Origin of the sequence: Cohnella sp., from assembly GCF_041640265.1 — a bacterium.
Taxonomy (GTDB): domain Bacteria; phylum Bacillota; class Bacilli; order Paenibacillales; family Paenibacillaceae; genus Cohnella.
In genome coordinates this window covers 21721-44635 of sequence record NZ_JBEQAP010000046.1, presented here as the reverse complement: position 1 = coordinate 44635, position 22915 = coordinate 21721, and the positions used below count along the sequence as shown (strand labels likewise).

The window sequence follows — 22915 nt, the reverse complement described above, 5'->3', positions numbered from 1 at the left end:
GCTTACGGTTGACACGTTTCTTCTTGCGTGTGTTACGTTGTACACCATCGACATTTCCCATATGGACATCCGATACAGACTGCGCGATACACCAATCCACAAAACTTTTCGTTGTCTTGTGCAGGGCGTCTCTCAACTGTTTTTCAGACTTGGAGAGAATATACCGTTTGGCTTGTTGGTATTTCTTCCATTGGCGAGAACCTTTCGTGCATTTCGACTGGAATCGCTGAATCTCACCCAACTTTTTGTTGCGCAAACGATGAATGGCACGTACTTTTCGACCTGTTATGATCAGGCTTTCGCCATCTTCTCCAAAAGCGGTGATTGTATGGATTTCACCTGGATCTACACCAATTGAACGATTCTTGTGATAAGGTTTGCTTTCGATCCCATCCTCATAAGCGACGGCGAGGTATAATCCGTTATCATAGCAAAGCTCTATTTCTTTGATATGCCCCTCGGGTAGATGGGTCGCTTGAACCACAATGGGCCTCTCTCTCTTTCCATGATGATTACCCATGGATAGTTCGATTCTGCCGTTCACATACACTTTGAATCCATCTTTTGCCCATTTTGTGTTGTAGTGGTTCTTGCCTTTATAGGGGTACCGTGCGGTTCTGATTCCTTTTTGTATCGCTTGATACGCGGAATCTCGAGCAAATAGGTACTTGTGGCAGACGGCCTGAATGGATTGACTGTGCAGATGGAACCTGCCTTTGGTTTGCTTCTGAATCTCGGATTGAGATATCCATTTCTGGTGCTCAGCGTAATAGTCTTTGGATATCTGCAAACATTCGTTCCAGACCCGAGCAGACTCTCGGTTACAGGCAAATAATCGGTCGATATTTCGTTTAGATGCCTGAATATGAACAATTCGGGCTCGGATCATGGCTATCCCCCCCTTTACGAACATCTGTTTGGTATGTAGTATGTTCATTATACCACACATATGTTCGTATATCGAAGGGGTTCGGAGGTTCGGTAAAACGCCATTCATCCCCCACCTACTTCGTTGAGGAAGGAGACTTCTGGCATATGTCGTTAAATGGGATCAATCATCTTTGTTTTTCAGTCTCTAATTTAGAACGCTCTGTTGATTTTTATAAGCAAGTCTTTGATGCCAAACTTTTAGTAATGGGCAGAAAGCTTGCTTATTTTGATTTAAACGGAATATGGATTGCATTAAATGAAGAAGCAGGCATTCCAAGGACTGAGATTAACGAATCGTATACTCATATCGCATTTACAATTGACGACGATGAATTTGACAAAGCAATAGATAAGCTAGTGAAACTTAATGTAACTATCCTCCCAGGAAGAACTAGAGACGATAGGGATAAAAGATCTATTTATTTTACAGATCCTGACGGGCACAAATTTGAATTTCATACAGGTAAACTTGAGGATCGTATGGAATATTATAGAAAAGAAAAGCACCATATGACATTTTTCGATGAGGGACGATCAAGTGATAAATAAGAAAATTGCAGAACATTATATTAGAAACCACTGCTTTTAAACTAGGAGGACTAAATTATGAGAATTTATAACTTTAGTAAAGAGCTTGGAAAGAACATTCAGGCATTCAATAGTAATAATTTATTTATGACAAGAATATTGAAGGACTCTGATCATACCTATGTCGGTTGTATGCATATAGAGGAAAATGGAGAAGTCGGCCTCCACCAGGCCACAATACCTCAACTGCTGCTAATAGTTAATGGTGAAGGATGGGTGAAAGGCAACGAAAGGATCGAATATAGAATACAAACTGGTTATGCTGTGTTTTGGGAAGCAGAAGAATGGCATGAAACAAGAACAGATAAAGGCCTAACAGCAATAATAATAGAAAGTAAATCTATGAATCTGGATATGAAAGAAGAAGAGTGGAATAGCATACAAGAAGATTAGAAAAACCACCCGAAGCATGAAAGGATGGGGAAACATGAAATTAGACATTTTAACGGTTCCATCGTTTTGGGAAACGGATATGAAACAAAGACATTTTCAAATTAAAGAGAAAAATTCAAGATTAGTTGTTCTATTTCCCGGAAAGAACTATCCATGTGAGAAGCCTAGTCTTCATTATGCTGGAACTTCTGCAATTCAATGTGGTTTTGACTTAATGGTTTTAGAGTATGGTTATCAGGCTGCAAGAACTAATTTGGATATTAATGACTTGCCAAGAGTAATAGAAGAAATCGAAGATTCAATTCAACGAATAATTAGTGATTATGATCATGTCATATTTATTAGTAAGAGCTTAGGGACAATAGTAGCTGGAGAAGTTCATAAAAGGCTTGAAATACCGATAAAACATATTTATTTGACCCCTCTCAATGACACAATTCAGTACATTAATTCATCAGACGGACTTGTGATTTATGGAACAAAGGATGAATTGTTTAATAATGAAATGGCAAATCAAATTTTCATGACCAATAATAGAAAAGTAATAGAAATTCCTAATGCAAATCATTCATTGGAGACTGATAACGTTGAAGAAAGTATAGAAATTCTAAGTTCTCTTGCAAGAATATATATGGATTTTCTGAATACCAGAACGTTAGTTCAAAACCATAAACAAGTTAGTTCTTGAAGGAAGGAGTGTTCATTATGAAGATTAGTAAAGCAATAGGAGCGGTTTGGCAGTAATCGATATAAATGGTCAAGTTTATGAAATCAGTCGACATGAATACTATTAAATGAATAAAATTTAAACCGGCGGACAATCAACAAGAGCAGGTGAAAATTAATGTATAGGTTATTCAAGGAAACTGCCAATAAAAGGATTGATTATTAATGAATCATCATGATCTTATTCCAATAATTACAAGATTAGAAGAAAATAACATTTCATATTCTCTAGGTGGCAGTGGATTATTGTATTCCTTGAGATTAATAGATACAGTAAATGATTGGGATATTACTATAGAATGTCCAAAGGAAAAATTATTAGAAGCAATTAATGAATTTGATTGGGTAGAAGGAAGAAGTGGTGACTATCCATTCGCAAGTCAGTACAGAATAAATTTACCTTCAATTAATGTTGAGTTCATAGGATATTTTGCGTTTCATACTGAAAAAGGGATCTTTCACTTGCCAATGAAAAACGTTGGTAAGTGGGACAACATAAACTTATCAAGTCCGGAAATTTGGTATGTAGCTTATTCCTTAATGAAAAGGCAAAGAAAAGCGGAGTTAATCCTAGAATATTTAAGAAATAATGTTGAAAAAGTGAATAGCGATATATTAAGAGAATTGCTAAATAAAACGGAATTAAGCGAAGAAATAAAACAAAATTTGAGTCAGCTAATTTGATGAGGGCCCCAAATATAACACTATATTCACGCTCCCCATGCATATAATACCTATTCGAGGTTTATTTTATCAAGGTGAAGTTAATGTTTTCATGGATACTCGGATCAAAGTGTGCAGTTTGCAATAAGAAAGCAATAGAATCTCGAAAATACCTGAACGATAAAGGCAAACGGATCAAGGTGTGTGCTAAGTGCGTTCCTTATGCGGAACGTAGGGCGTTTAGAAAACGCTAGGACCTTGATGAAGGAAGAGACAAAAGGAAGTTTTAAGTAATGAAGGAACATTTAGATAGATTACATAATCCTGATGGGTACAATCTACAATGGAATACTAACGGAGCAGCGGGACAGCATCTATTCCAAAATTTATTATGAAATGAGGACAAATATGCTTAAAGTATGGGAAATTGATTACAAGGGTCACACTATAAGAGTTGAAAACAGATGGTTTGGTGGAGAAAAACTATATGTTGATGGTGAACTGCAAGATGAACAAGTTGGATTTGATTTACGAGTCCGATTATATGGACGAATAAAGACTGGAGAAGGCTCAAATGAAATAATAAAGGTTTCCATAGGTGGTTGGGTTACTGCATGCTGTAGGATTTTTATAAATGATGCTCTAATTTTGTCAAAAGGAAAATACTAAAAACAAGGTCCAGAAACGTTATGCGAAATTACTGCAGTTAAATGAGGAGGCTAGTTAAGGAGTGGATAAAATACGATATCCTATCGGTCAGTTTGAACCAATTATCAATCCTTCTATTGAAGAGCGAGCAAATTTCATAAATCAGATCCGAGAAATCAGTAAGAAACTTAGAATTATAACGAAGGATCTAAAGCCTGAACAGCTCAATATCCCTTATCGTCAAGATGGATGGACCATTCAACAAATCGTACATCATTTAGCTGATAATGATATGAACGCTTATTTACGTTTTAAAAGGGCGTTAACCGAAGATGAACCAATGTCAAGTTCTTATCGTGAGGATTTATGGGCAGAACTAAGTGATTACAGGGTTGTCCCTATTGAAATCTCACTATTATTACTTGATACACTTCACAGACGGTTTCTGGTTCTACTTGGTGGTTTGAACCCGGGAGATTTTAATAGAAAATTAAGAACGCAAGCACTAGGGTTAATAACTATTGATACAGCTCTTCAAAGGTTTCTATGGCACAACCAACATCACATTTCTCAAATAGAATCTTTAATATCCCGTAAGGGATGGTAAGTATGGGGGATTACAGGTGAGAAAAGAAACAGAAATAGAAACTGAACTATTACATTTTGCCCAAGCTGACGAGAAGGTAATGGCAGTCATATTAAATGGGTCGAGAGTAAATCCGAATGTTACAAAGGATTTACTCTGTGATTATGATGTGATATTTGTTGTTACTGACCCTAAAAACTATTTAGTTCACCAAGATTGGATAAATAATTTTGGTGGTCTAATTATGATGCAACAGAACAATATTGAAACTGAAAGTGAAGATGAATATATTTTTTTAATGCTCTTTACTGACGGGGTACGAATTGATCTTTCATTTAGAAGAGTAGAGACAATTAATCAACATTTTAACGATAGTCTGACTAAGGTGCTTTTGGATAAAGATAATTGTCTAAAAAATTTCGAGCCTCCATCAGAGAAATCATATCTCACATTGCAACCGACAAAGGAAGAATTCGATAAAAAAATTAATAATATTTTGTGGTGCTCGACCAATGTGGCAAAAGGTTTGTGGAGAAGCGAGTTACCATATGCAAAATTCATGTTGGATATCATAGTCAGACAGGATTTTATGAATTTATTGAATTGGTATGTTGGAATGAATAATAATTGGAGTGTTAATACAGGAACCGCATTGAAATGGCTTAAGAAATACCTGCCTGTGGAGTTATGGGATTCATTTGAGAATACATATAGTGGTCCTGCTAATACGGATATATGGAACTCTCTATTTGAAGTCATTAGACTTACAAAGGATGTTGGCCAGGAGATTGGGGATAAGCTTAACTATGGATATCCTACCCATGATCATACAAATGTGGTGGCATATTTAGAGAAGGTACGTGTTCTTCCGAAAGACGCAAAGGCAATAAATACATGAGTCGTGAATAGAAAAACATAAAGGTGAGGGTGATAAAAAAGTATGGTGAACAGATCTATTTATGCCTGGTTTATTGTCTCTATCATTTTGTTGTTGATTTCTTTTATGAATATGGATGATCGGCTATTTTTACCTTCAGAGATGTTAATAATTGTGTATTTACTAATTTTGGTAATAGAAGTCATAACAATTAATAAGGTGTTAAAAGAAGGACGTGGAGCTTAAATGCATTTATTGGATATTAATGATTTATCAGAGGTCCAAGTATCAGAGATATTTAACCTAACAGATATTCTGAAACAGCAAAAACATTCAAATGTATTAAGTGGAAAGACATTTGTACTATTTTTCCCTGAAACAAGTATAAGAACTAGAATTACTTTTGAAAGAGGTATAAAAGATATGGGAGCAAATTGCGTATTATTTCCTCCTGAATCATTAGATGGTAGAGAAGAATTAAGAGATCGTATTCAATATATCGAAAACTGGGCGGATGGGGTTGTCATTAGACACTCAGATTATTCGAAGCTTCAAGAATTATCAAAGTATACTTCAATTCCGATCATTAACGCGATGACCACTGAAAATCATCCGTGTGAGGTTATATCTGACCTTTACTCAATTAGAAATATAAAGGAAAATTATAGAGACCTTGTATATACCTTCGTTGGTCCTGCGGGTAATATCTCTAAATCATGGACGGATATGGCGAAAATTATGGATCTCAATTTTAACCACGTTTGTTTGCGAGGTAATGAACTAAGTGCGGATAACCGTAATTATAAGTTTCACACAGATCTTATACCTGTACTAAAGAACAGCGATGTGATTCTGACGGATTCGATGCCCGTTAATTTACGAACAAATGAGTATATCGATAAATTTCAAATAACCTTAGATAGAATGAAGTTAACTAAAAAGGATTCGATCCTAAATCCCTGTCCACCGTTTTTTAGAAATGAAGAAGTTAATGATGAAGCTATTTCCTCGAATTACTTTGTCGGGTATGAGTTTAAGAAAAGTTTGATATACGTACAACAAGCAATCATTTTATATTGTTGCGGAATCAATAGCAGTTCACTAAGAATTCTATAAACAAGTAGGTGGATTCATAGATGTTAGTAGAAGAACTTATCATGAACATGAAGACACATGAACACTTGGTGAGGGATCTTGAACTGGTAAGACAATTAAACTTGCCAAATTGGTATATTGCAGCAGGATATGTAAGGAATCACATTTGGGATAAATTACATGGCTACTCTACTTGTACACCACTTAATGATATTGATGTTATTTACTATGATAAAAGTAATCTTAGTGAGAATTATGAAAAAAACCTTGAAAACTGGTTAAACCATATGACCAACTTATCTATATGGTCTGTAAAAAATCAGGCACGAATGCATATAAAGAACAATGACGAACCTTATAACTCAATAGATGACGCAATTAGTAGATGGCCTGAGACAGTGACAGCTGTCGGTATAAGATTAGAAGAGGATGATCGTATCACAATAATTGCTCCATATGGGGTGGATGATATTTATGAAATGAAAGTAAGAAGGAGTCCATTATTTAAGGATAGGGAATATTATCAAAGTAGAGTTACGAATAAGAACTGGAAAGAAATTTGGCCAAAGCTAAATATAGAGGAGTGATTATGTTGCTGGATGCATTTACAAAGAAGAGGATTGAAAAAATTCTCGATCATTACATTGAACGAAAGATACCTATACATCTTAAAAAAGAAATTCAAATCAGATATAAGTTCAGGGGTAATACTTTAACGTTGTCTCAAGAAAGACCGTCATACATGCCTGGACGAAGAGTCGAATTTCCAGTAGCTCAATTTAGGTTCGAGAACAATACCTGGAAAGTTTATTGGAAAGACAGTAAAGACAGATGGCATTTCGTAGATGATATAATACCAGATGAGAGCTTTGAAAAACAACTATTAATTGTAGATAGTAATAATAATGGAGTATTTTGGAACTGATTGCGGGGAATAGGGGAGAGAAAACATGAGCGAATTTAGTAACATTGAAGACCAGCTGAATGAAAACATTCTAGTCATAGAATAAAAAGGACACCAATAATGGCGTCCTCAGGTGTTACTTGTTATTATCTAGGTTTTCTTTATTCAATCCTAATCCGTCACGCACATTATCGATAACTTTTTCAACTGCATCACTGACCAGGTCGAGCGCTGAGACATCCTCTTGATTTGGCGGCGTCGGAGTCGATGCTTCAGTATAGGAATCAACATCATTTATATCTCTGTCCAAGAACTTCACTCCTTTTTATGTACCTGGAATATGGTTTCCTAAAAAGTACGTTTGAATACTATCTGGAATTCAGATAACCTTCATCAATAAGTGCACCGTTGCGCTCCAATTGCAACAGCTTCGTTTTCATGTCTATGCCGCCGCGGTAGCCGGTTAAAGCTCCGTTCTTCCCGATTACACGATGACAGGGTATTGTGATCAATATGGGATTTGCACCAATGGCAGCGCCGACTGCGCGAACTGCGGCTGATTTCTGGATTTGGTTGGCTATATCTGAGTAAGACTTGGTTTGACCATAGGGAATACTGCAAAGCGCGTTCCATACAGCCAATTGAAAAGGAGTTCCATGATAATCGAATGGAATTGTAAAGCTTATACGCGTCCCCTGGAAATATTCGATAAGCTCTCCCACATAGGCCTGAAGCTTTTCATTATCCTGAATCAATGTGCTGCGTGGAAACCGTAATTTTGCCCAGTGTGCCAATTCCTCGAAGGGTAAATTTTGAGACCCCGTATAACAAAGACCTTTAGAGGTGGCCGCGATGTGCATATTCCAATCTTCATGCGTTAATAACGTCCAATAAATCGGAAAAGCCGTTTTAATTCCCATTTTCCAATACCTCCCCCAATTTTTGAATCTGCTTCTGACGGTAGCTTGCAGGCGTGTATCCGGTTTTCTTCTTGAACAGAGTAATAAAGTAGGGTGAATTCGATAAGCCTACGCTCGAGCCTACCTCAGCAATGGCTTTTCCCGTCGTTATAAGCTGTTCCTTGGCCTGTTCGATCCGTTGCTGCTGAATATATTCAACCGGAGTGATACCCCTAACTTTCTTGAAAGTTCGATGCAGATGGTATGGACTGCCATGACTAATATCTGCAAGAATGTCCAGCGTTATATTGTCCATGTAGTTCCTATCGATGTATTCCGTTACTAAGGTTATCCATTCATCATCCGGAAGCCGCTCCCCCGTTGGCTTACAACGTTTGCATGGACGAAATTTAGCGGACAACGCTTGCTCGGCAGTATAGAATAAGCCAATATTTTCCTTGTTTGGCTGTCTGGATTTACAGGAGGGTCGACAAAAAATGCCCGTGGTCTTGACCGCGTAGTAAAATTGTCCGTCGTAGGAAGTATCATTGTTGATGATAGCTTGCCATTTATCGTCCGTCAGTGTTTCCATTCGCATTCACCTCTACTGCAGTATAACCCCGAAAACGAAGGTTTGTATGTTTTTTAGTATATAACAGCAAGATAACGAAATTATAAAACATCATTTTTTGTGTGAGAGAGAACATTTTTTTTATTTTTGATTTTTGGATTATAATGGTATTTAGGAAGAAATTACGAAAAGATAGCAGGTGTATAATGAACGATTTGATCCAGAAAGGGATTACTGGCTTCTCTAGTACGCGTAACAATGAAACCCTTGAAGATACAAAATCATTTTTAACGTGCATACATTCCATTATGCAAGGGAAGGTGGAGTGGGAGGATATTGATATCGTAGGAAAGAACTATTATTGGTTTTTAGTATCGACGAACGATCAAGAATTCAGTTTTTTTCTGAATGCATTTTACCCGCTCGTCGCGATTAGGAGAGAGTCACCCAAAAGTAATTTTGGATATTTGAATGCCGATGAAATCGAAGAACAATTTCCCAAGCTAAAACAATTTAAATATAAAATATTGAGCAGAGAAGTTCTTAACCAGGATCTCCTAGTGAGTGAAGTAGAATCATTAGATGAAGCCGAAATAAAACAGGCTCAGTATTGGAAGCCAAGAACGTATGAAGAGATAATATTTAATAATTGGGACTAGAGGTGATTATATCATGATTAGATTGTGCGACAGCATGGATTTAGAAGTGATATTTCAAATCATCAATGATGCAGCTAGAGCGTATAAAGGAATTATTCCAGCAGATCGGTATCATGTGCCTTATATGACCATGGATGAGCTAGTCATTGAAATTGAGGCGGGAGTTACGTTCTGGGGATATGAAGAGAATGAAATGCTAAATGGAATCATGGGTATTCAGGATAAAGGTGATGTCTCTCTAATCCGACATGCATATGTGAGATCAATTCTAAGAAATAGCGGAATAGGAACGAAATTACTCTCTCATTTAACGCATTTAACTGACAAACCATTCTTGATTGGGACGTGGGAGTCGGCAGAATGGGCTATACAGTTTTATTTAAGGAATGGCTTTGAGCTCGTCTCTCAAGATAAGAAGGTAAGTTTATTAAAGAAATATTGGGAGATACCGGATAGGCAAATAGAGACATCGGTCGTTCTTTGCAACAATAAATGGCTTGAGATCGGAGACGAAAGATTCTAATGAAGAGAATAGCTATTGACATGGATGAAGTAATCGCAGATTTTACTTCTAAGCACATTAGATTGTTTAACGAGAAATTTAATGAGAGTCTTACCTTAATGGATATTCAGGGGTCGAAACTACGAGAGATAAGACCCGAATGGACGAATGAAATATTAGAACTAATCAGGGATCCTCTATTCTTCAGAGATCTTATCCCGATTAAAGACAGCCAAGAAGTGATTAGATATCTAAGCACACAATATGAAATATTCATTACGACAGCAGCAATGGAATTCCCAACCTCATTCACAGCAAAGTATGAATGGTTGAAGGAGCATTTTGATTATCTGGATGATATGAATTTTGTGTTCTGCGGTGATAAAAGCATTATTCATGCGGATTATTTAATTGATGATAATTCGAGACACTTTAAGAACTTCAAGGGTCAAGGTATATTATTTACAGCTTCACATAACGTTAATGAAATTGGCTACGACCGGGTGGATAGCTGGCTCGAAGTTAAAGAGTATTTTGCAAGTCGTTGATCCATTGAAATGCTGGGATGCCAAGAGAGGAACGTGAAATCGTTCTGATCGCGGCATCTTTTTTGTTGAATTCAGGCCAGAAAGCTCAGTAAACGTTACAGATTTCGACATTATTTTCGATATATATAGTAGGTTGTTAAATATATTTTTAAATCACCCTCACAAATAGACTAAGCATAACGAATTAGGAAGTGACATGTATATATGCATAAGTCGCTAGAGCAGATTCTTCAGGAGATACATAGCGGGGAAACGTCACAACGTGAATGGTTGATCGTACAATATCGACCGTTTATTATTCGAGCGGTTTGCCACATATGCAAAAGTCATATGGACTGGAATGACGATGAAGCAAGCGTTGGTCTGATTGCTTTTAATGAGGCGATTGATCGTTATGATGCGATGCAGGGGAAGACTTTCGATAATTTTGCATTTATGATTATTCGCAATCGTCTCATCGATGAATTTCGTAGAAACGGCAAACAATTGAAAACCGAAAATTTGGTATTCAATGACGATGATGAGTTTGAGCTATCCTCTAGCGATATCTTCAGTTCTCTTGAAGCTTATGAAAAAGAAAAGTCATCAGAAGAATTAACTCATGAATTAATTCGCTATGACGAAATGCTCCAAAGGTATGGCGTTCAACTGGAGGAGCTGGAGGAATGTTCCCCAACTCATCAAGATACACGTAGACAGATGATTCGGCTTGCCAAACAGGTAGTCGACCACACTGAATTGCGGGAATCTTTGCAAAGAACGAAGCAGCTACCGATTAAAGGAATGCTCAAGATCGCGGGCGTTAGTAAAAAAACATTGGAGCGCAATCGGAAATATCTAATTGCTCTTATTCTGATCTTTACTTTTGAAGATTTTAGTCGTATACGCAGTTCAATATCATTTGCTGGATTGGGGGAGTGAAGATGATGCGTGGAGTCGTCATGAAAATAACAGAAAATCGTATCATCGTCCTTGCCGAAGACGGTAAATTCCGTAACCTGCCACATAAGTCTGTCATGCCTAAATTAGGAGAGAAAATAGATGTTCCCATAGGACCGGCAATATCCAAGCTGCAAGCAAACCGCAGGGTGTTCGGTAAGCTGTGGTTTGGAAGTGTTGCTGCCTCGTTGATGTTATTAATCGGATTGGTATGGATGCTTAGATCTGTAGACAGTGTATCCGAGCCAGTAGCCATGATTGCTATAGATATTAATCCAAGCGTCGAGTTATGGGTGGATAAGGGTGAAAAAGTGACTAAAGTGACGTTGGTTAATGACGATGCAAAGCTGTTGATAGCAGAGAAGGAATTGCTTGGAAGCCCCTTCTATAATGCTATGCAAATAATCGTAACCAAAGCAGAGGAGCAAGGGTATCTAAAGGCAGAATCCGAGAAGAAATATATTTTTATGTCGGTTGTGGATTTAGGAGAGGAAATCTTTGATGTCGATCTCAAGAAGTTACCGCCAACACTGAAAGATTACAACCTTAAACTAAATCACCTCACCCCTCAAAAACAAGAACAAGCCAAAGAGATCGGATTATCCTTAAACAAATACATGGTCTATGAGCAAGCTCAACAAAAGGGGATTACCCTAAACATCGATGAGCTTCGGACCCATTCTATAACGGCATCATTATCCCATGTAAGCTTGGATCCTGAGAGCTTTTTTAGTAATCAAGAAAATCCAGTATCAGTTCCCCATGAAACTGAAAGGGAAGCAGTGGTTGAGGAAAAGTTTGAAGAAAAGATAGAAAAAGTAGAGGAAACGGAAGACAAGAATGCAGAGGCAAAAAAAGAAGACAAGAAGGATACAGTAAAGAAAGAAGAGGTTAGGTTAGAGGACGTTAATAAAAATGGGGCAAAGGAAGAAAAGGACGAAATCAAAGAAAAAGCCAAGATCAAAGAAAAAGCCAAGATCAAAGAAAAAGTCGAGGTCAAAGAAAAGCATAAAGAGAAAGATGTAACCGAAAAAGTTGAGAAAGATATAGAATTAGAAGATAAGAAAGAAGTTGAAGAAAAAGTCCTAGATGAAGATGAGGAAGAAGAGATGGAAGAAGTTGAGATAGAGGTCACAGCAGAAGATAAGAAAGTTGATAAGAAAGAAGATAAAATCGATAATAAGAAAGAAAAAGCGAAAAACCAAAATGATGATAAAATACAAGAAGAAAATCAAAATAAGCGCTAAAATGTCGATCATACTCGAAAAAATTCATGAACTTTAGATTTGACCCCCAAAAAATGATAGCCTTCTACGTATTAGTACGTAAAGACGCTAAATGAAGTCATGATGATCATGCAGGAGGTTCAATATGGGGGTCATTAATTGCTCGGATTGCGGATTAGTAATTCTCAAGAAATATATTGATTTGTGCAACGACTGTATCAAGCTTCAAAGGGATGATCTTACAAAGATTAAAGAGTACCTTGTGATTCATCGAAATGCTAGTGTCATTGATGTGATGCACAATACTGGACTAACTTTAAATAGAATTCGTGAGCTTACCAGGGAACACTCGCATTCAAAATAACATCATACTAGTGATAATTCAGATCAAAAATACACCCTTTAGAAGTTGATAACTTCTAAAGAGTGTATTTTTTGTCGAATACGAATTAAAGGTGGTTAACGAATTAATTATTGAGTATTATTGATGAAAATGAATATCAAAATAGCTGACTAGGAGGATCTTAAATGTCCAAAGAAAAAGACTTTCGACAAGTTTTTAATCAATTAAGAGACATTCTCAAGGTGTACGAATCTGAGTTAGATATAAAAATAGATTCATTGGATAACTATTACCTTGATACTTACACGATTAATCCAAATAATAAAAAGCCTATATTTTTTGCGGCATCGGTTATTAAGAAGAACTATGTTAGCTATCATCTCATGCCAGTCTATGTTTTTCCGGAATTGCTTGCGGGATTATCAGATATGCTTAAGAAACGAATGCAGGGGAAATCTTGCTTTAATTTCAAGGAAATAAATCAAGAACAATTGGCAGAACTTGAAGAGCTTACAAGATCTAGTTACCATAAATTTAAAGAAAAGCAATGGGTTTAGGTCAGGTTGAAGGAAGAATAAAAATGCTAAAACTAAAGGAGAAGCAATGACAGCAGCCATTTTCCATGGATTTATACTCGCACTAGGTTTAATTATTCCTCTCGGTGTTCAGAACTTCTTTATTTTTTCCCAAGGAGCAACAAAAAGTAAATTGATCTACGTATTGCCAATCACGATAACCGCTTCATTATGCGACACACTGCTCATTGTGCTTGCCGTTTCGGGTGTCTCTGTAGTTGTGCTTAATTTTGTATGGATGAAAACAATACTCGTGTTATGCGGTTCATTGTTCCTATTGTATATGGGATACATGACTTGGAAGGCAAAACCGCAGAAAAGTTACAACAATATGGATGGAATTCAGAAAAACAGCAAGCTGATCGCTTATACGATCATGATTTCTATCCTTAATCCTCATGCCATTATTGACACTATTGGGGTGATTGGGACCAGTTCATTAAATTATGAAGGATCGGAAAAGCTGGTATTTACACTTTCATGTGTTACTGTTTCATGGATCTGGTTTTTCCTTTTAACCTTATTAGGACGTCTGGTTGGCAGCAAAGATCATTCAGGCAACATAGTTCTTCTATTGAATAAGGTGTCCGCTATTGTAATGTGGGTAGCCGCGGTTATTCTATTAGTCAGCATTTTATCTTGATTAGTGGTTAAGAAAGGTGAATAAATGACCTTCATCGCTATTGTACTTGTCGTCTTATCTGGGTTAATTCATTCAATATGGAACCTCTTCACCAAGAAAAGTATAAATAAGATCGTATTTCTCTGGTTCTGTCAGTGGGCGGCCATTATTATTTTCCTTCCGTTGTTTATTATTGAAGTAAGAACGTTAGATGCTGTACCTTCCATTGGCTGGTTACTCATTGTTGCTAGCATGGTTCTGCATGGTGCATATGTCTTCTTACTGGCAAAAACATATATGATAGGTGACTTGTCTCAAGTCTATCCCATCATGCGAGGAACAAGCCCTTTGTTAGTGCCCATTATTGGTGTTCTTATTTTAGAAGAGTCACTCCGTTTTCAAGGGTGGGTCGGCATAATGAGTATAGTTGGCGGGATTATTCTTATAGGGGATTACAAGTCAAAAAATCGATGGAAAGGTTTTGACCGTTCGATCTTGTTGGCCTTTATGGTTGGATTAATGATCACTTCTTACACTGTAGTGGATAAGGTTACATTGGAGTACTTTCCTGCTATAACCTTAAATCAAGCAACGAATATCGGTAATTTACTAGCACTTACTTATTTAACTTTCAAGTCTAATGGAATCCGACAGGAGTGGCGGGTGAATTGGCGAACCATTATACTAGGCGGACTTCTGGCGCCTGGTGGATACATTTTATTTCTGAAGGGTCTCGAAATCATGCCCGTCTCCCAACTAGCTCCTATGCGAGAGATTGGCACTGTATTCGGAACACTAATGGGGATTTTCATTCTTAAAGAATCTCAAGGAAGAAATCGTATTCTCGCTTCCATTATAATAACTTTAGGAGTCATTTTGCTTGCTCAATAGAGGAGGGAAAGCATGAACTGCTACATCATCACCGGCACCTCTCGCGGCTTAGGCGAGGCCATTGCCGAGAAACTTCTTGTTCAAGGCAATCACGTATTCTGTATTTCTAGGAATCAAAACGCGAAGCTGGTAGAATTAGCTGATGATCTCCAAGTTCCATTAGAATATATTCAGTTCGATTTAGCTCGGGTTAACGATATCGACTTGATGATGAAGAACATCTTCTTGAAGATGGAGAAGACAAGCGTACGATCCGTTGTTCTCATTAATAATGCGGGGATATTAGCTCCGATTAAACCTATTGAATTATGTTCAAGTGAGGAAATCATAATGAATACTCAGATAAATCTGACTGCCCCGATGATACTCACATCTGAATTTATTTCCAATACATCAGACATGCAATCCGACAAACAGATTATCAACATTTCCTCTGGAGCGGGAAAGAAGCCTTATTATGGCTGGAGTAACTACTGTAGTGCCAAAGCTGGTCTTGATCTGTTTACCAGGTGTGTTGGAGTCGAACAAGCGGCTGAGGAATATCCAGTACGGGTACTCTCCATTTCACCAGGCGTGATTGACACAGAGATGCAGCAGGAAATCCGCATGACGCCGAAAGAAAACTTCCATAGCTTAGATCGATTTCTTGCCTTAAAGGAGAACGGTGATCTCCAGTCACCAAGTGATGTCGCAGCCTATATCCTTAAAATAATAGCTAACAAAGACATTCCGAATGGGGAGCTTCTCGATATCAGAGACCAAAAATAATGATCGGATAGATAGGAGCGATATAATTGTTAATCGACATTAAATCAAAGCTTGAGGATCCATCTATTCACGAGCTGATTGAACTTGCTATTTTTCCCGAACCGGGGCGGGTTGAAAAAGTGATTGAGAGCTATAAGAATGATTCCACCCAAGAGATTATGGGGTATTATTCAGAGGAGGAATTGATCGGACTGATAGGGTATCGAATGCATGGAAATAACACGTTAGAGCTTATGCATATTGCAGTCGTTCCCGAGGAACAAGGTCATGGGTATGGTAGAGGGATCATTCTTGAAATTCTTCATCAAAAATCGCCAAGTAAGATTATAGTGGAAACCGATGAGGATGCAATTAATTTCTATAGAAACATTGGTTTTACGATTGAAAGCCTAGGGGAGAAATATCCCGGTGTTGAAAGATTTAAATGTACATATGAAGTAGAGGAGTACGAGTAGATGAAAGCCAAACAGGCTGCTGCAGATAAAGCTGTTGAATTCATAAAGGATGGGATGGTTGTAGGCCTTGGATCCGGATCAACCTCTTATTGGGCGATACGCAAGCTTGCCGACCGGGTACAGGAAGGCTTAGAGATTAGAGCTGTAGCAAGCTCGAAAAGCTCAGAAGAGCTAGCCATTCAATGGGGAATACCCATAGTCACATTTGCCGAAATCAGTGTCATTGATATCACTATTGATGGTGCGGATGAAGTTGATCCTGATTTCAATTTGATCAAGGGTGGAGGCGGCGCTCTGCTTAGGGAGAAGATCCTTGCAGCTAGCAGTCACAAGTTTATTGTTATCATTGATGAGTCTAAACTAGTGAATACACTAGGGGAATATCCATTACCCGTCGAGATCGTCCCTTTTGCAGCAGAGTTAACGCTTAAGAAGCTAGAAGCACTTCAATGTAAACCTGTTATAAGGAAAAAGGATGAGAAGGTTTTCTTTACGGATAACGGAAACCTGATTATCGATTGTAAGTTTAAAGAAATAGCTAATCCCAAGGAGCAGAGTGAGATTCTTAGCTCTATACCTGGAGTTGTCGATCATGGTTTGTTTATTCAGATGACAGATACAGTAATCGTTGGGAATGATGATGGGACAACACGCTTCCTAAATAAAAGGAATTAATATGAGGTGTAATTATGCAGATCTATATCGTTGACGCGTTTACTAATGTTCCTTACAAAGGTAATCCTGCTGCCGTTTGTATGCTTGATTCCATCCGACCTGATCAGTGGATGCAAGATGTCGCTTCTGAAATGAACTTGTCAGAAACTGCTTTTTTATATCAGGAAGATGATGCCTACAATCTAAGATGGTTCACTCCGCTGGCGGAAGTTGATTTGTGTGGTCATGCTACGCTAGCGAGTGCACATATTCTCTGGGAAGAGAATTTCTGCGAGAGCTCAGGAATTGTTTTCAAGACCAAAAGTGGTATACTCAAGGCGTTCAAGAGCGATAATTGGATTCATCTCAATTTCCCTGTGGAGATTGCTACAGAATGCTCAGCTCCAGAAGCGTTGGTTCAGGGTTTGGGTGTAGAATACAAATATATAGGTAAAAACCGTATGGATTATATCGTTGAAGTAGAAAGCGAAGAAATCGTTAGGAGTCTGAAACCTGATTACAGCTTACTAAAGGAAGTTGGGGCAAGAGGCATTATTGTAACGAGCACGTCGAAAGATCCATCCTATGATTTCGTTTCGCGATGCTTCTATCCAGCAGTAGGCGTAGATGAAGATCCCGTTACGGGTTCGGCGCATTGTTGCCTAGGACCTTATTGGATGAACAAGTTAAACAAGAGCAGTCTTAATGCCATTCAACTTTCTGCACGTCAAGGTACATTAAAGCTAGAGGTAGGACAAGAAAGAATCATCCTTTCAGGGCAATCCGTTACAACGTTAAGAGGTCAATTGAATATGATGTAGGTGGGGAAACATGTAATGATACACTACGAGATTACGAATGCTCCCTCAAACAAGGTGAAAGCTCAGGAGTGATGGAGCTGACATATTGGCCCTCTAAGAAACGCTTGTGGGTAGAGATCCATAAGAATAGAAGGTCGGAATGGAATCAGAATACGATTCTACCATTTTCCGAAGCATTGGCTGAATGTTTCTCGGGTTATCTTCAAGCAAAAACCATTACCATTTTTTAGGGGTAGTGGTATATTTGTTTTATGAGCATATAAAGCGACCCAGTCCAAGATATCTTTATCTTAGGCTGGGTTGTATCATAAGGCTAGGTGGCTACGAAATGGTTATTGTAAAGACACAGATTGAGATTGCTGCGCCGATTCAGCTTTGCTTCGATTTGGCTAGGGATATCCATATACATACACAAACGGTATAGAAACATACGAAGGAAAGAGCCATCCGTGGCGTAACTACAGGTCCGATTGGCTATGATCAGACTCTTACCTTTGAAGCTATACATCTCGGGGTGAGACAAACGTTGACCTCGCGGATAACGGAAATCAGAGAGCCCTACCACTTCGTCGATGAGATGCAGAAGGGTGCCTTTAAGAGCTTAAAACATATTCATGAGTTCGAGCAGAACGGCAATAAGACTATCATGAAGGACACTCTTTATTTTGAGGCTCCGTTTGGATTAATTGGCTGGATCGTGGAGAGGTTTGTGTTAGAAAGCTACATGAAGAAGTTTTTAGAGCATCGGATTGAAGAGTTGAAGAAAATAGCCGAAAGAAATAAATGAATGGCTAGGAGACTATAGAGTATGAACAATAGAGATAGCAGAGGGTGAAAAATAGATGAGTAACCTATTAGAAGTTTCAAAGGCAACCCTTGAAGATCTACAGCAAATAGCCATTCTGTTCAACGAGTATCGGATATTCTATAAGCAGCCAACGGATTTGGAGAAAGCAAGAGCATTCTTGCTTGAGAGAATAGAGAAGGATGAATCGGTCATCTTTAAGGTCAAGGATGGCGAGCTCAGCAAAGTCATTGGATTCACACAGCTATACCCTTCATTCTCTTCGATCTCGATGAAGAGATCCTGGATCTTGAATGATCTGTATGTATTGGAGGAATTCAGAGGTAGAGGAGCGGCTCAGCAGCTATTAGATGCGGCACAAGACTACGCCAACAGTACCTGCGCGAAGGGGTTATCTCTATCGACTGCTATCGATAATATAGTCGCACAGAGGATATACGAACGTAATGGCTACCAGAGAGACAATGAATTCTACAATTATTATCTCACCCTTTAACCTAGTTCTAAGAATTAGGAGAAAAGAATGGAAGACATGATAACTAAATTGAATGCTCATTCGTCTTTATAATAGAAGGGAGTTCGATCTTAATCGTACAACTCAAATGGTTGGAGTGGGCCAAACAAATTCAGGCGATTAGTCAGACGGGGCTTGAATATTCTAAGGACATTTACGATATCGAGAGGTTTGAGATGCTCCGAGACATGAGTGTCGAGATTCTAAATGAGTATACGGATGTTGGAGTTGAGAAGATTAAAGAGCTGTTCGCGAACGAGACGGGTTATGCCACTCCTAAGGTTGATGTCCGATGTGTTATTTTCCAAGACAATAAGATTCTACTCGTTAAAGAACGGCTAGATGGTGCTTGGGCGTTACCAGGGGGCTGGGCAGATATTGGGCTGTCACCCAAAGAGGTTGCCGTGAAGGAAACGAAGGAAGAATCCGGTCTAGATGTGAAGGCGATAAGGCTATTAGGAGTTCTGGACAAAAAGTTTCATGATCATCCACCGACAGCCTCCCATGTATATAAAATATTCATTCTATGCGAGATAGTTGGCGGTCAGATAGCGGCAGGGTTAGAAACCTCCGAGGTTGCATTCTTCGATGAAGATCACTTACCAGATCTATCTGCTGAGCGAAATACAGAGAAGCAGATTAAGAAGCTCTTCGAGATGATCAGAAGTGATACCAAAGAGGTTATGCTCGATTAGATGCGTCTGATGAAGGAGCGAAGGGAAATGAGCCAAGAAGGAAATAGTGAAGTCAACGATTCTCCATTTCATGCAGCACTTCTGGAACAAATCAGACAGCTATGTTTATCCTTCCCAGAGACGAACGAGCACGTGAGTCATGGTTCCCCGACTTTTTTTGTCCGCGATAAGAAGTCATTCGTACAATATCATTGGCATCACCACGGGGACGGCCGGATCGCACTCTGGTGCGCAGCAGCGCCAGGGATACAATCTATGCTTGTCGAATCCAACCCAGAAATCTACTTCCTCCCCCCTTATGTTGCTCACCTTGGGTGGGTGGGACTGCGATTAGATCGTAACGCCGACTGGGAAGAAATCGCGAGTGTCATAAGTGATGCTTACCTTACCAAAGCTCCTAAATCATTTAAGGTTAGGAAGTGAGCAGCTCACCTAATCGGAGGGGAGAATGATGAAAGCATTTATCTTTGATATGGATGGAGTCATCATAGACAGCGAACCACTTCACTTCGAGGTTGATATTCAGACAATGAGTTACCTCGGTGCTCAGATTACAAAGGAGCAGTTAGAGAGATTCGTAGGCATGACAAATCCAGAGATGTGGGCGCTTATTAAAGAGGAATACGGTGTTACGCAGACAGTCTCGGAGATCATAGAATATCAGCTATCAGCAAAGATTCGTTCTCTGAGAGAGTTAGTCATCGAGCCGATTGAGGGAATTAAAGAGCTTATTCATGAAATTAAAAATCGAAATTTACCCATCGGAATCGCATCCTCTTCTCCAAGGGTTTTTATTGAAGAGGTGCTAGAAAAGTTTCATATCAGACATTATTTCGATTGTGTAGTTAGTGGAGAAGAAGTAAATCAAGGAAAACCCGCACCGGATGTTTATCTTGAAGCAGCTAAGCTTCTGGGGGTAAATCCGCTTCACTGCATCGTAATCGAGGATTCCAGAAATGGAATAAAAGCAGCGAAGGCAGCAGGAATGAAGTGTATCGGGTATGTGAATGAAAACTCGGGGAATCAGGATTTATCTGAGGCAGATCACATTGTACAATCAATTAACGACATTAATATTAATGGGCTTTTGAATTATTAATAGGTTTTGAGGTGTATGAAAATGAAGAAGCAGGACTTCCAAGAAGTATTCTTGAAAATTTCCTTGCATCGTATTTGTGACCTCTATTTGGGCAAGTTAGAGGTCGCGCTTGCTACGCTAACCAAACAACAATTGTGGCAGCCAATAGCGATAAGCAACAATTCCATTGGCGGAATGATCAACCATATTTGCGAACACATAAGAATGAATGAAATTTCACTTAAGAATCGCAAGGATACGTTTACAGAAGATTATGTTACCTTCTTTCCTAGATCAGATACGGAGCCTGCTGAAGTGATTACTGATCTCCGTACGCAGATTACAGAGTGGAGAGAAGTCCTATCAGAGTATATCAATGACACACGGAAACTTGAGTTTGAAGATCTACACGAGCTTTACAATCTTGTAGAGCATACGAGTTATCACTTAGGGCAAATCATTGATAGAGCGCAGGAACTCACGGGTAAGCCTTTCAGCTTTTATAAGAATGGACTTAATGAGAGGTTTCTGAGGAGCAAAGTGGATGAGTATATTTGAAGATAATTACCGTATTTGCTTCCCTAAAAAACGAGTGTTTATCTCTCGAAATCATCAATGGGCATTCGCTGCATGGACGATAGGTAAAGGTTCGGGCATAATCGGTGATAAAACGATATTACTGCACGTAGATGCGCATTTAGATGACACTTGGGATGGCGTCATTGTTGAGGGGCTTCACGAGATGGGAAATACCGAGGAGATCCTTGAGGTCGCCGGTAAGCTTGAGATTGATAATTTCATATGGGCTGGTTTTGCTGCAAAGATTATAGATCGTATCATCTATGTCTGTCCCAAAGACATAGATTCCTCCGAACCATTCGACCTTTCTAGCTGGAATCTTGAAGGGGAGCAGTTAAAGCCTATTAAGCAGCTTTTGAGGGAAAGAGAATATAATGGTTTGAGATTCGAGTCTATTGAACAATTTAAGCAGCATTTGCTGAAGGCAGAGAACCTGGAGCAAGTATTTAACACACCGAACTCAGTTATTCTGGATTTGGATTTAGATGTGTTTAAGTTGAAGCTTAGTGATTTGGCGGATCGAGAGCTGTACCCAGAGAAACAAATCAGAGAACAGCTGCAATTTTTGAAAAACTTATATTCCTACGACATGGTTACTATAGCTTTATCACCTTCATTTTGCGGCAGTGATGAGAACTGCGAGTTTATATTTCGATTGTTTCTAGAGGAATTCGAGTTAAATTTAGATGAAGCTCAGCCTTGGTGACAAGCCGCGAAAGGAGCAAAAGGTATAGATGAACAGTTATCGGAACACCGCCCAGCTTTATGATTTAGATGAACGAGAGATTGTTAAGGATGACATCTCCTTCTATATGGATTTTGCGAATAAGGCAGGCGGAGAAATATTAGAAGTCGCATGCGGGACAGGTCGAGTGACTATTCCTTTAGCGAGAGCTGGCTATGACATTACGGGAGTTGATCTTTCCTCCGATATGCTTAGCAGGCTCCGAGCAAAGCTTGAACAAGAGCCAATAGCAGTGAGAAAACGAGTAGACTTATATCAAGCGGATATGACTGAGTTTCAGCTTGATAGGCTATTCCCGCTCCTGATCATTCCTTTTCGTTCCTTTCAATTGCTGACGGAGGAATTGCAGCCAGAGAAGTGCCTGAATAGAATCTCTTCTCATCTAACGGATGAAGGGATATTTATCGTGACTGCATTCAAGCCGTACGCCGTGCTCGATGAATCCTGGGTGCAGCCTGAGAGTGAAGATTGGATTAAAGTTGTTCCTATAAGTGGAACAAAGGTAAGAAGGACTAATATAAAACGACGAATTGATCTTAAAAATCAAGTTACTTATCCGGAATTGCTATATTATATTGAGGATTCGGAAGGTCATGAGAAGGTATATATCGAATAA

At 38.8% G+C, this 22915-nt stretch carries 34 protein-coding genes; 30 read left to right on the top strand and 4 right to left on the bottom strand.

Going from position 1 to position 22915, the window contains the following annotated elements; genetic code table 11:
* On the bottom strand, window positions 1–889 hold an 889-nt coding region (locus tag ACESLK_RS23950), incomplete at its 3' end, for a transposase (RefSeq protein ID WP_373232237.1).
* A 146-nt stretch (window positions 890–1035) separates the two neighbouring features.
* Here ACESLK_RS23950 and fosB point away from each other — a divergent pair.
* The 10 genes from fosB to ACESLK_RS23900 all read left to right on the top strand — a co-directional run bounded on the left by fosB (window position 1036) and on the right by ACESLK_RS23900 (window position 7431).
* On the top strand, window positions 1036–1479 hold the full coding sequence (gene fosB, locus ACESLK_RS23945; RefSeq protein WP_373232236.1) for a metallothiol transferase FosB: 444 nt from the start codon (window positions 1036–1038) through the stop codon (window positions 1477–1479).
* A gap of 57 nt (window positions 1480–1536) precedes the next feature.
* The gene (locus ACESLK_RS23940) at window positions 1537–1911 is read left to right on the top strand and encodes a cupin (RefSeq protein WP_373232235.1); all 375 of its coding nucleotides are present in this window, start codon (window positions 1537–1539) and stop codon (window positions 1909–1911) included.
* A gap of 34 nt (window positions 1912–1945) precedes the next feature.
* Window positions 1946–2599: an alpha/beta hydrolase gene (locus ACESLK_RS23935; RefSeq protein ID WP_373232234.1), complete on the top strand. Its 654-nt coding sequence runs from the start codon at window positions 1946–1948 to the stop codon at window positions 2597–2599.
* A gap of 203 nt (window positions 2600–2802) precedes the next feature.
* On the top strand, window positions 2803–3321 hold the full coding sequence (locus ACESLK_RS23930) for a hypothetical protein (RefSeq protein ID WP_373232233.1): 519 nt from the start codon (window positions 2803–2805) through the stop codon (window positions 3319–3321).
* Window positions 3322–3708: 387 nt separating this feature from the next.
* Window positions 3709–3969, top strand: coding sequence for a hypothetical protein (locus ACESLK_RS23925; protein ID WP_373232231.1), 261 nt, complete (start codon window positions 3709–3711; stop codon window positions 3967–3969).
* Window positions 3970–4030: 61 nt separating this feature from the next.
* On the top strand, window positions 4031–4555 hold the full coding sequence (locus ACESLK_RS23920) for a YfiT family bacillithiol transferase (protein ID WP_373232230.1): 525 nt from the start codon (window positions 4031–4033) through the stop codon (window positions 4553–4555).
* Between the two features lie 16 nt (window positions 4556–4571).
* Entirely contained in the window at window positions 4572–5432 is an 861-nt protein-coding gene (locus ACESLK_RS23915) for an aminoglycoside 6-adenylyltransferase (RefSeq protein WP_373232229.1), read from the top strand.
* Between the two features lie 225 nt (window positions 5433–5657).
* Window positions 5658–6527, top strand: a complete 870-nt coding sequence (locus ACESLK_RS23910; RefSeq protein ID WP_373232228.1) for an ornithine carbamoyltransferase — start codon at window positions 5658–5660, stop codon at window positions 6525–6527.
* Window positions 6528–6547: 20 nt separating this feature from the next.
* Entirely contained in the window at window positions 6548–7093 is a 546-nt protein-coding gene (locus ACESLK_RS23905) for a nucleotidyltransferase family protein (RefSeq protein WP_373232227.1), read from the top strand.
* Window positions 7094–7095: 2 nt separating this feature from the next.
* A complete protein-coding gene (locus ACESLK_RS23900; protein ID WP_373232226.1) occupies window positions 7096–7431 on the top strand; it encodes a DUF3024 domain-containing protein in 336 nt (111 codons plus the stop codon).
* Window positions 7432–7546: 115 nt separating this feature from the next.
* Here ACESLK_RS23900 and ACESLK_RS23895 read toward each other — a convergent pair whose 3' ends face one another.
* From ACESLK_RS23895 to ACESLK_RS23885, 3 genes are read right to left on the bottom strand one after another with little or no spacing between them, the layout of a single operon-like run.
* Window positions 7547–7720, bottom strand: coding sequence for a hypothetical protein (locus ACESLK_RS23895; protein ID WP_373232225.1), 174 nt, complete (start codon window positions 7718–7720; stop codon window positions 7547–7549).
* Window positions 7721–7778: 58 nt separating this feature from the next.
* Complete coding sequence (locus ACESLK_RS23890) at window positions 7779–8330, bottom strand: methylated-DNA--[protein]-cysteine S-methyltransferase (RefSeq protein ID WP_373232224.1); 552 nt, start codon at window positions 8328–8330, stop codon at window positions 7779–7781.
* Window positions 8320–8901, bottom strand: a complete 582-nt coding sequence (locus tag ACESLK_RS23885) for a bifunctional transcriptional activator/DNA repair enzyme AdaA (RefSeq protein ID WP_373232223.1) — start codon at window positions 8899–8901, stop codon at window positions 8320–8322. Before ACESLK_RS23885 ends, ACESLK_RS23890 begins: the two co-directional genes overlap by 11 nt.
* 185 nt (window positions 8902–9086) lie before the next feature.
* Between ACESLK_RS23885 and ACESLK_RS23880 the strand changes: the two genes are divergently transcribed.
* From ACESLK_RS23880 to ACESLK_RS23785, 20 genes are all read left to right on the top strand, one after another.
* Window positions 9087–9539: a hypothetical protein gene (locus ACESLK_RS23880; RefSeq protein ID WP_373232222.1), complete on the top strand. Its 453-nt coding sequence runs from the start codon at window positions 9087–9089 to the stop codon at window positions 9537–9539.
* 13 nt (window positions 9540–9552) lie between these two features.
* Window positions 9553–10062: a GNAT family N-acetyltransferase gene (locus ACESLK_RS23875; protein WP_373232221.1), complete on the top strand. Its 510-nt coding sequence runs from the start codon at window positions 9553–9555 to the stop codon at window positions 10060–10062.
* Window positions 10062–10589, top strand: coding sequence for a 5' nucleotidase, NT5C type (locus tag ACESLK_RS23870; RefSeq protein WP_373232220.1), 528 nt, complete (start codon window positions 10062–10064; stop codon window positions 10587–10589). Before ACESLK_RS23875 ends, ACESLK_RS23870 begins: the two co-directional genes overlap by 1 nt.
* Window positions 10590–10793: 204 nt before the next feature.
* A complete protein-coding gene (gene sigI / locus ACESLK_RS23865; protein ID WP_373232219.1) occupies window positions 10794–11510 on the top strand; it encodes an RNA polymerase sigma-I factor in 717 nt (238 codons plus the stop codon).
* 2 nt (window positions 11511–11512) lie between these two features.
* Complete coding sequence (locus ACESLK_RS23860) at window positions 11513–12775, top strand: anti-sigma factor domain-containing protein (protein ID WP_373232218.1); 1263 nt, start codon at window positions 11513–11515, stop codon at window positions 12773–12775.
* A 507-nt stretch (window positions 12776–13282) separates the two neighbouring features.
* Window positions 13283–13654, top strand: coding sequence for a hypothetical protein (locus ACESLK_RS23855; protein WP_373232217.1), 372 nt, complete (start codon window positions 13283–13285; stop codon window positions 13652–13654).
* A gap of 46 nt (window positions 13655–13700) precedes the next feature.
* Entirely contained in the window at window positions 13701–14315 is a 615-nt protein-coding gene (locus ACESLK_RS23850) for a LysE/ArgO family amino acid transporter (protein ID WP_373232216.1), read from the top strand.
* A 24-nt stretch (window positions 14316–14339) separates the two neighbouring features.
* Complete coding sequence (locus ACESLK_RS23845) at window positions 14340–15185, top strand: DMT family transporter (protein ID WP_373232215.1); 846 nt, start codon at window positions 14340–14342, stop codon at window positions 15183–15185.
* A 12-nt stretch (window positions 15186–15197) separates the two neighbouring features.
* A complete protein-coding gene (locus ACESLK_RS23840) occupies window positions 15198–15953 on the top strand; it encodes a (S)-benzoin forming benzil reductase (RefSeq protein ID WP_373232214.1) in 756 nt (251 codons plus the stop codon).
* A gap of 26 nt (window positions 15954–15979) precedes the next feature.
* The gene (locus ACESLK_RS23835; protein WP_373232213.1) at window positions 15980–16408 is read left to right on the top strand and encodes a GNAT family N-acetyltransferase; all 429 of its coding nucleotides are present in this window, start codon (window positions 15980–15982) and stop codon (window positions 16406–16408) included.
* Window positions 16409–17083 (top strand): ribose-5-phosphate isomerase RpiA, encoded by a 675-nt coding sequence (gene rpiA / locus ACESLK_RS23830; RefSeq protein ID WP_373232212.1) that lies wholly within the window; start codon window positions 16409–16411, stop codon window positions 17081–17083.
* A gap of 14 nt (window positions 17084–17097) precedes the next feature.
* Window positions 17098–17883 carry a PhzF family phenazine biosynthesis protein gene (locus tag ACESLK_RS23825; protein ID WP_373232211.1) on the top strand — a complete coding sequence of 262 codons (786 nt, stop codon included), beginning with the start codon at window positions 17098–17100 and terminating at the stop codon, window positions 17881–17883.
* Between the two features lie 514 nt (window positions 17884–18397).
* A complete protein-coding gene (locus ACESLK_RS23820) occupies window positions 18398–18670 on the top strand; it encodes an SRPBCC family protein (RefSeq protein WP_373232210.1) in 273 nt (90 codons plus the stop codon).
* A 55-nt stretch (window positions 18671–18725) separates the two neighbouring features.
* On the top strand, window positions 18726–19184 hold the full coding sequence (locus tag ACESLK_RS23815) for a GNAT family N-acetyltransferase (RefSeq protein WP_373232209.1): 459 nt from the start codon (window positions 18726–18728) through the stop codon (window positions 19182–19184).
* Window positions 19185–19294: 110 nt separating this feature from the next.
* Entirely contained in the window at window positions 19295–19897 is a 603-nt protein-coding gene (locus tag ACESLK_RS23810; protein ID WP_373232208.1) for an NUDIX hydrolase, read from the top strand.
* A 27-nt stretch (window positions 19898–19924) separates the two neighbouring features.
* Entirely contained in the window at window positions 19925–20320 is a 396-nt protein-coding gene (locus ACESLK_RS23805) for an MmcQ/YjbR family DNA-binding protein (RefSeq protein ID WP_373232207.1), read from the top strand.
* A gap of 28 nt (window positions 20321–20348) precedes the next feature.
* Window positions 20349–20996 (top strand): HAD family hydrolase, encoded by a 648-nt coding sequence (locus ACESLK_RS23800; RefSeq protein ID WP_373232206.1) that lies wholly within the window; start codon window positions 20349–20351, stop codon window positions 20994–20996.
* A gap of 21 nt (window positions 20997–21017) precedes the next feature.
* On the top strand, window positions 21018–21533 hold the full coding sequence (locus ACESLK_RS23795) for a hypothetical protein (RefSeq protein WP_373232205.1): 516 nt from the start codon (window positions 21018–21020) through the stop codon (window positions 21531–21533).
* Window positions 21520–22260, top strand: coding sequence for a peptide arginase family protein (locus ACESLK_RS23790; protein ID WP_373232204.1), 741 nt, complete (start codon window positions 21520–21522; stop codon window positions 22258–22260). The genes ACESLK_RS23795 and ACESLK_RS23790 overlap by 14 nt, the downstream gene beginning before the upstream one ends.
* 28 nt (window positions 22261–22288) lie before the next feature.
* The gene (locus ACESLK_RS23785) at window positions 22289–22915 is read left to right on the top strand and encodes a class I SAM-dependent methyltransferase (RefSeq protein ID WP_373232203.1); all 627 of its coding nucleotides are present in this window, start codon (window positions 22289–22291) and stop codon (window positions 22913–22915) included.

Bases quoted from the DNA above. Each gene is read 5' to 3' on its own strand.
- fosB (WP_373232236.1), top strand. From the start codon at position 1,036: ATGTCGTTAAATGGGATCAATCATCTTTGTTTTTCAGTCTCTAATTTA.
- ACESLK_RS23940 (WP_373232235.1), top strand. From the start codon at position 1,537: ATGAGAATTTATAACTTTAGTAAAGAGCTTGGAAAGAACATTCAGGCA.
- ACESLK_RS23935 (WP_373232234.1), top strand. From the start codon at position 1,946: ATGAAATTAGACATTTTAACGGTTCCATCGTTTTGGGAAACGGATATG.
- ACESLK_RS23930 (WP_373232233.1), top strand. From the start codon at position 2,803: ATGAATCATCATGATCTTATTCCAATAATTACAAGATTAGAAGAAAAT.
- ACESLK_RS23925 (WP_373232231.1), top strand. From the start codon at position 3,709: ATGCTTAAAGTATGGGAAATTGATTACAAGGGTCACACTATAAGAGTT.
- ACESLK_RS23910 (WP_373232228.1), top strand. From the start codon at position 5,658: ATGCATTTATTGGATATTAATGATTTATCAGAGGTCCAAGTATCAGAG.
- ACESLK_RS23905 (WP_373232227.1), top strand. From the start codon at position 6,548: ATGTTAGTAGAAGAACTTATCATGAACATGAAGACACATGAACACTTG.
- ACESLK_RS23900 (WP_373232226.1), top strand. From the start codon at position 7,096: ATGTTGCTGGATGCATTTACAAAGAAGAGGATTGAAAAAATTCTCGAT.
- ACESLK_RS23890 (WP_373232224.1), bottom strand. From the start codon at position 8,330: ATGGGAATTAAAACGGCTTTTCCGATTTATTGGACGTTATTAACGCAT.
- ACESLK_RS23885 (WP_373232223.1), bottom strand. From the start codon at position 8,901: ATGGAAACACTGACGGACGATAAATGGCAAGCTATCATCAACAATGAT.
- ACESLK_RS23880 (WP_373232222.1), top strand. From the start codon at position 9,087: ATGAACGATTTGATCCAGAAAGGGATTACTGGCTTCTCTAGTACGCGT.
- ACESLK_RS23875 (WP_373232221.1), top strand. From the start codon at position 9,553: ATGATTAGATTGTGCGACAGCATGGATTTAGAAGTGATATTTCAAATC.
- ACESLK_RS23870 (WP_373232220.1), top strand. From the start codon at position 10,062: ATGAAGAGAATAGCTATTGACATGGATGAAGTAATCGCAGATTTTACT.
- sigI (WP_373232219.1), top strand. From the start codon at position 10,794: ATGCATAAGTCGCTAGAGCAGATTCTTCAGGAGATACATAGCGGGGAA.
- ACESLK_RS23860 (WP_373232218.1), top strand. From the start codon at position 11,513: ATGATGCGTGGAGTCGTCATGAAAATAACAGAAAATCGTATCATCGTC.
- ACESLK_RS23855 (WP_373232217.1), top strand. From the start codon at position 13,283: ATGTCCAAAGAAAAAGACTTTCGACAAGTTTTTAATCAATTAAGAGAC.
- ACESLK_RS23850 (WP_373232216.1), top strand. From the start codon at position 13,701: ATGACAGCAGCCATTTTCCATGGATTTATACTCGCACTAGGTTTAATT.
- ACESLK_RS23845 (WP_373232215.1), top strand. From the start codon at position 14,340: ATGACCTTCATCGCTATTGTACTTGTCGTCTTATCTGGGTTAATTCAT.
- ACESLK_RS23840 (WP_373232214.1), top strand. From the start codon at position 15,198: ATGAACTGCTACATCATCACCGGCACCTCTCGCGGCTTAGGCGAGGCC.
- rpiA (WP_373232212.1), top strand. From the start codon at position 16,409: ATGAAAGCCAAACAGGCTGCTGCAGATAAAGCTGTTGAATTCATAAAG.
- ACESLK_RS23825 (WP_373232211.1), top strand. From the start codon at position 17,098: ATGCAGATCTATATCGTTGACGCGTTTACTAATGTTCCTTACAAAGGT.
- ACESLK_RS23815 (WP_373232209.1), top strand. From the start codon at position 18,726: ATGAGTAACCTATTAGAAGTTTCAAAGGCAACCCTTGAAGATCTACAG.
- ACESLK_RS23805 (WP_373232207.1), top strand. From the start codon at position 19,925: ATGAGCCAAGAAGGAAATAGTGAAGTCAACGATTCTCCATTTCATGCA.
- ACESLK_RS23800 (WP_373232206.1), top strand. From the start codon at position 20,349: ATGAAAGCATTTATCTTTGATATGGATGGAGTCATCATAGACAGCGAA.
- ACESLK_RS23795 (WP_373232205.1), top strand. From the start codon at position 21,018: ATGAAGAAGCAGGACTTCCAAGAAGTATTCTTGAAAATTTCCTTGCAT.
- ACESLK_RS23790 (WP_373232204.1), top strand. From the start codon at position 21,520: ATGAGTATATTTGAAGATAATTACCGTATTTGCTTCCCTAAAAAACGA.
- ACESLK_RS23785 (WP_373232203.1), top strand. From the start codon at position 22,289: ATGAACAGTTATCGGAACACCGCCCAGCTTTATGATTTAGATGAACGA.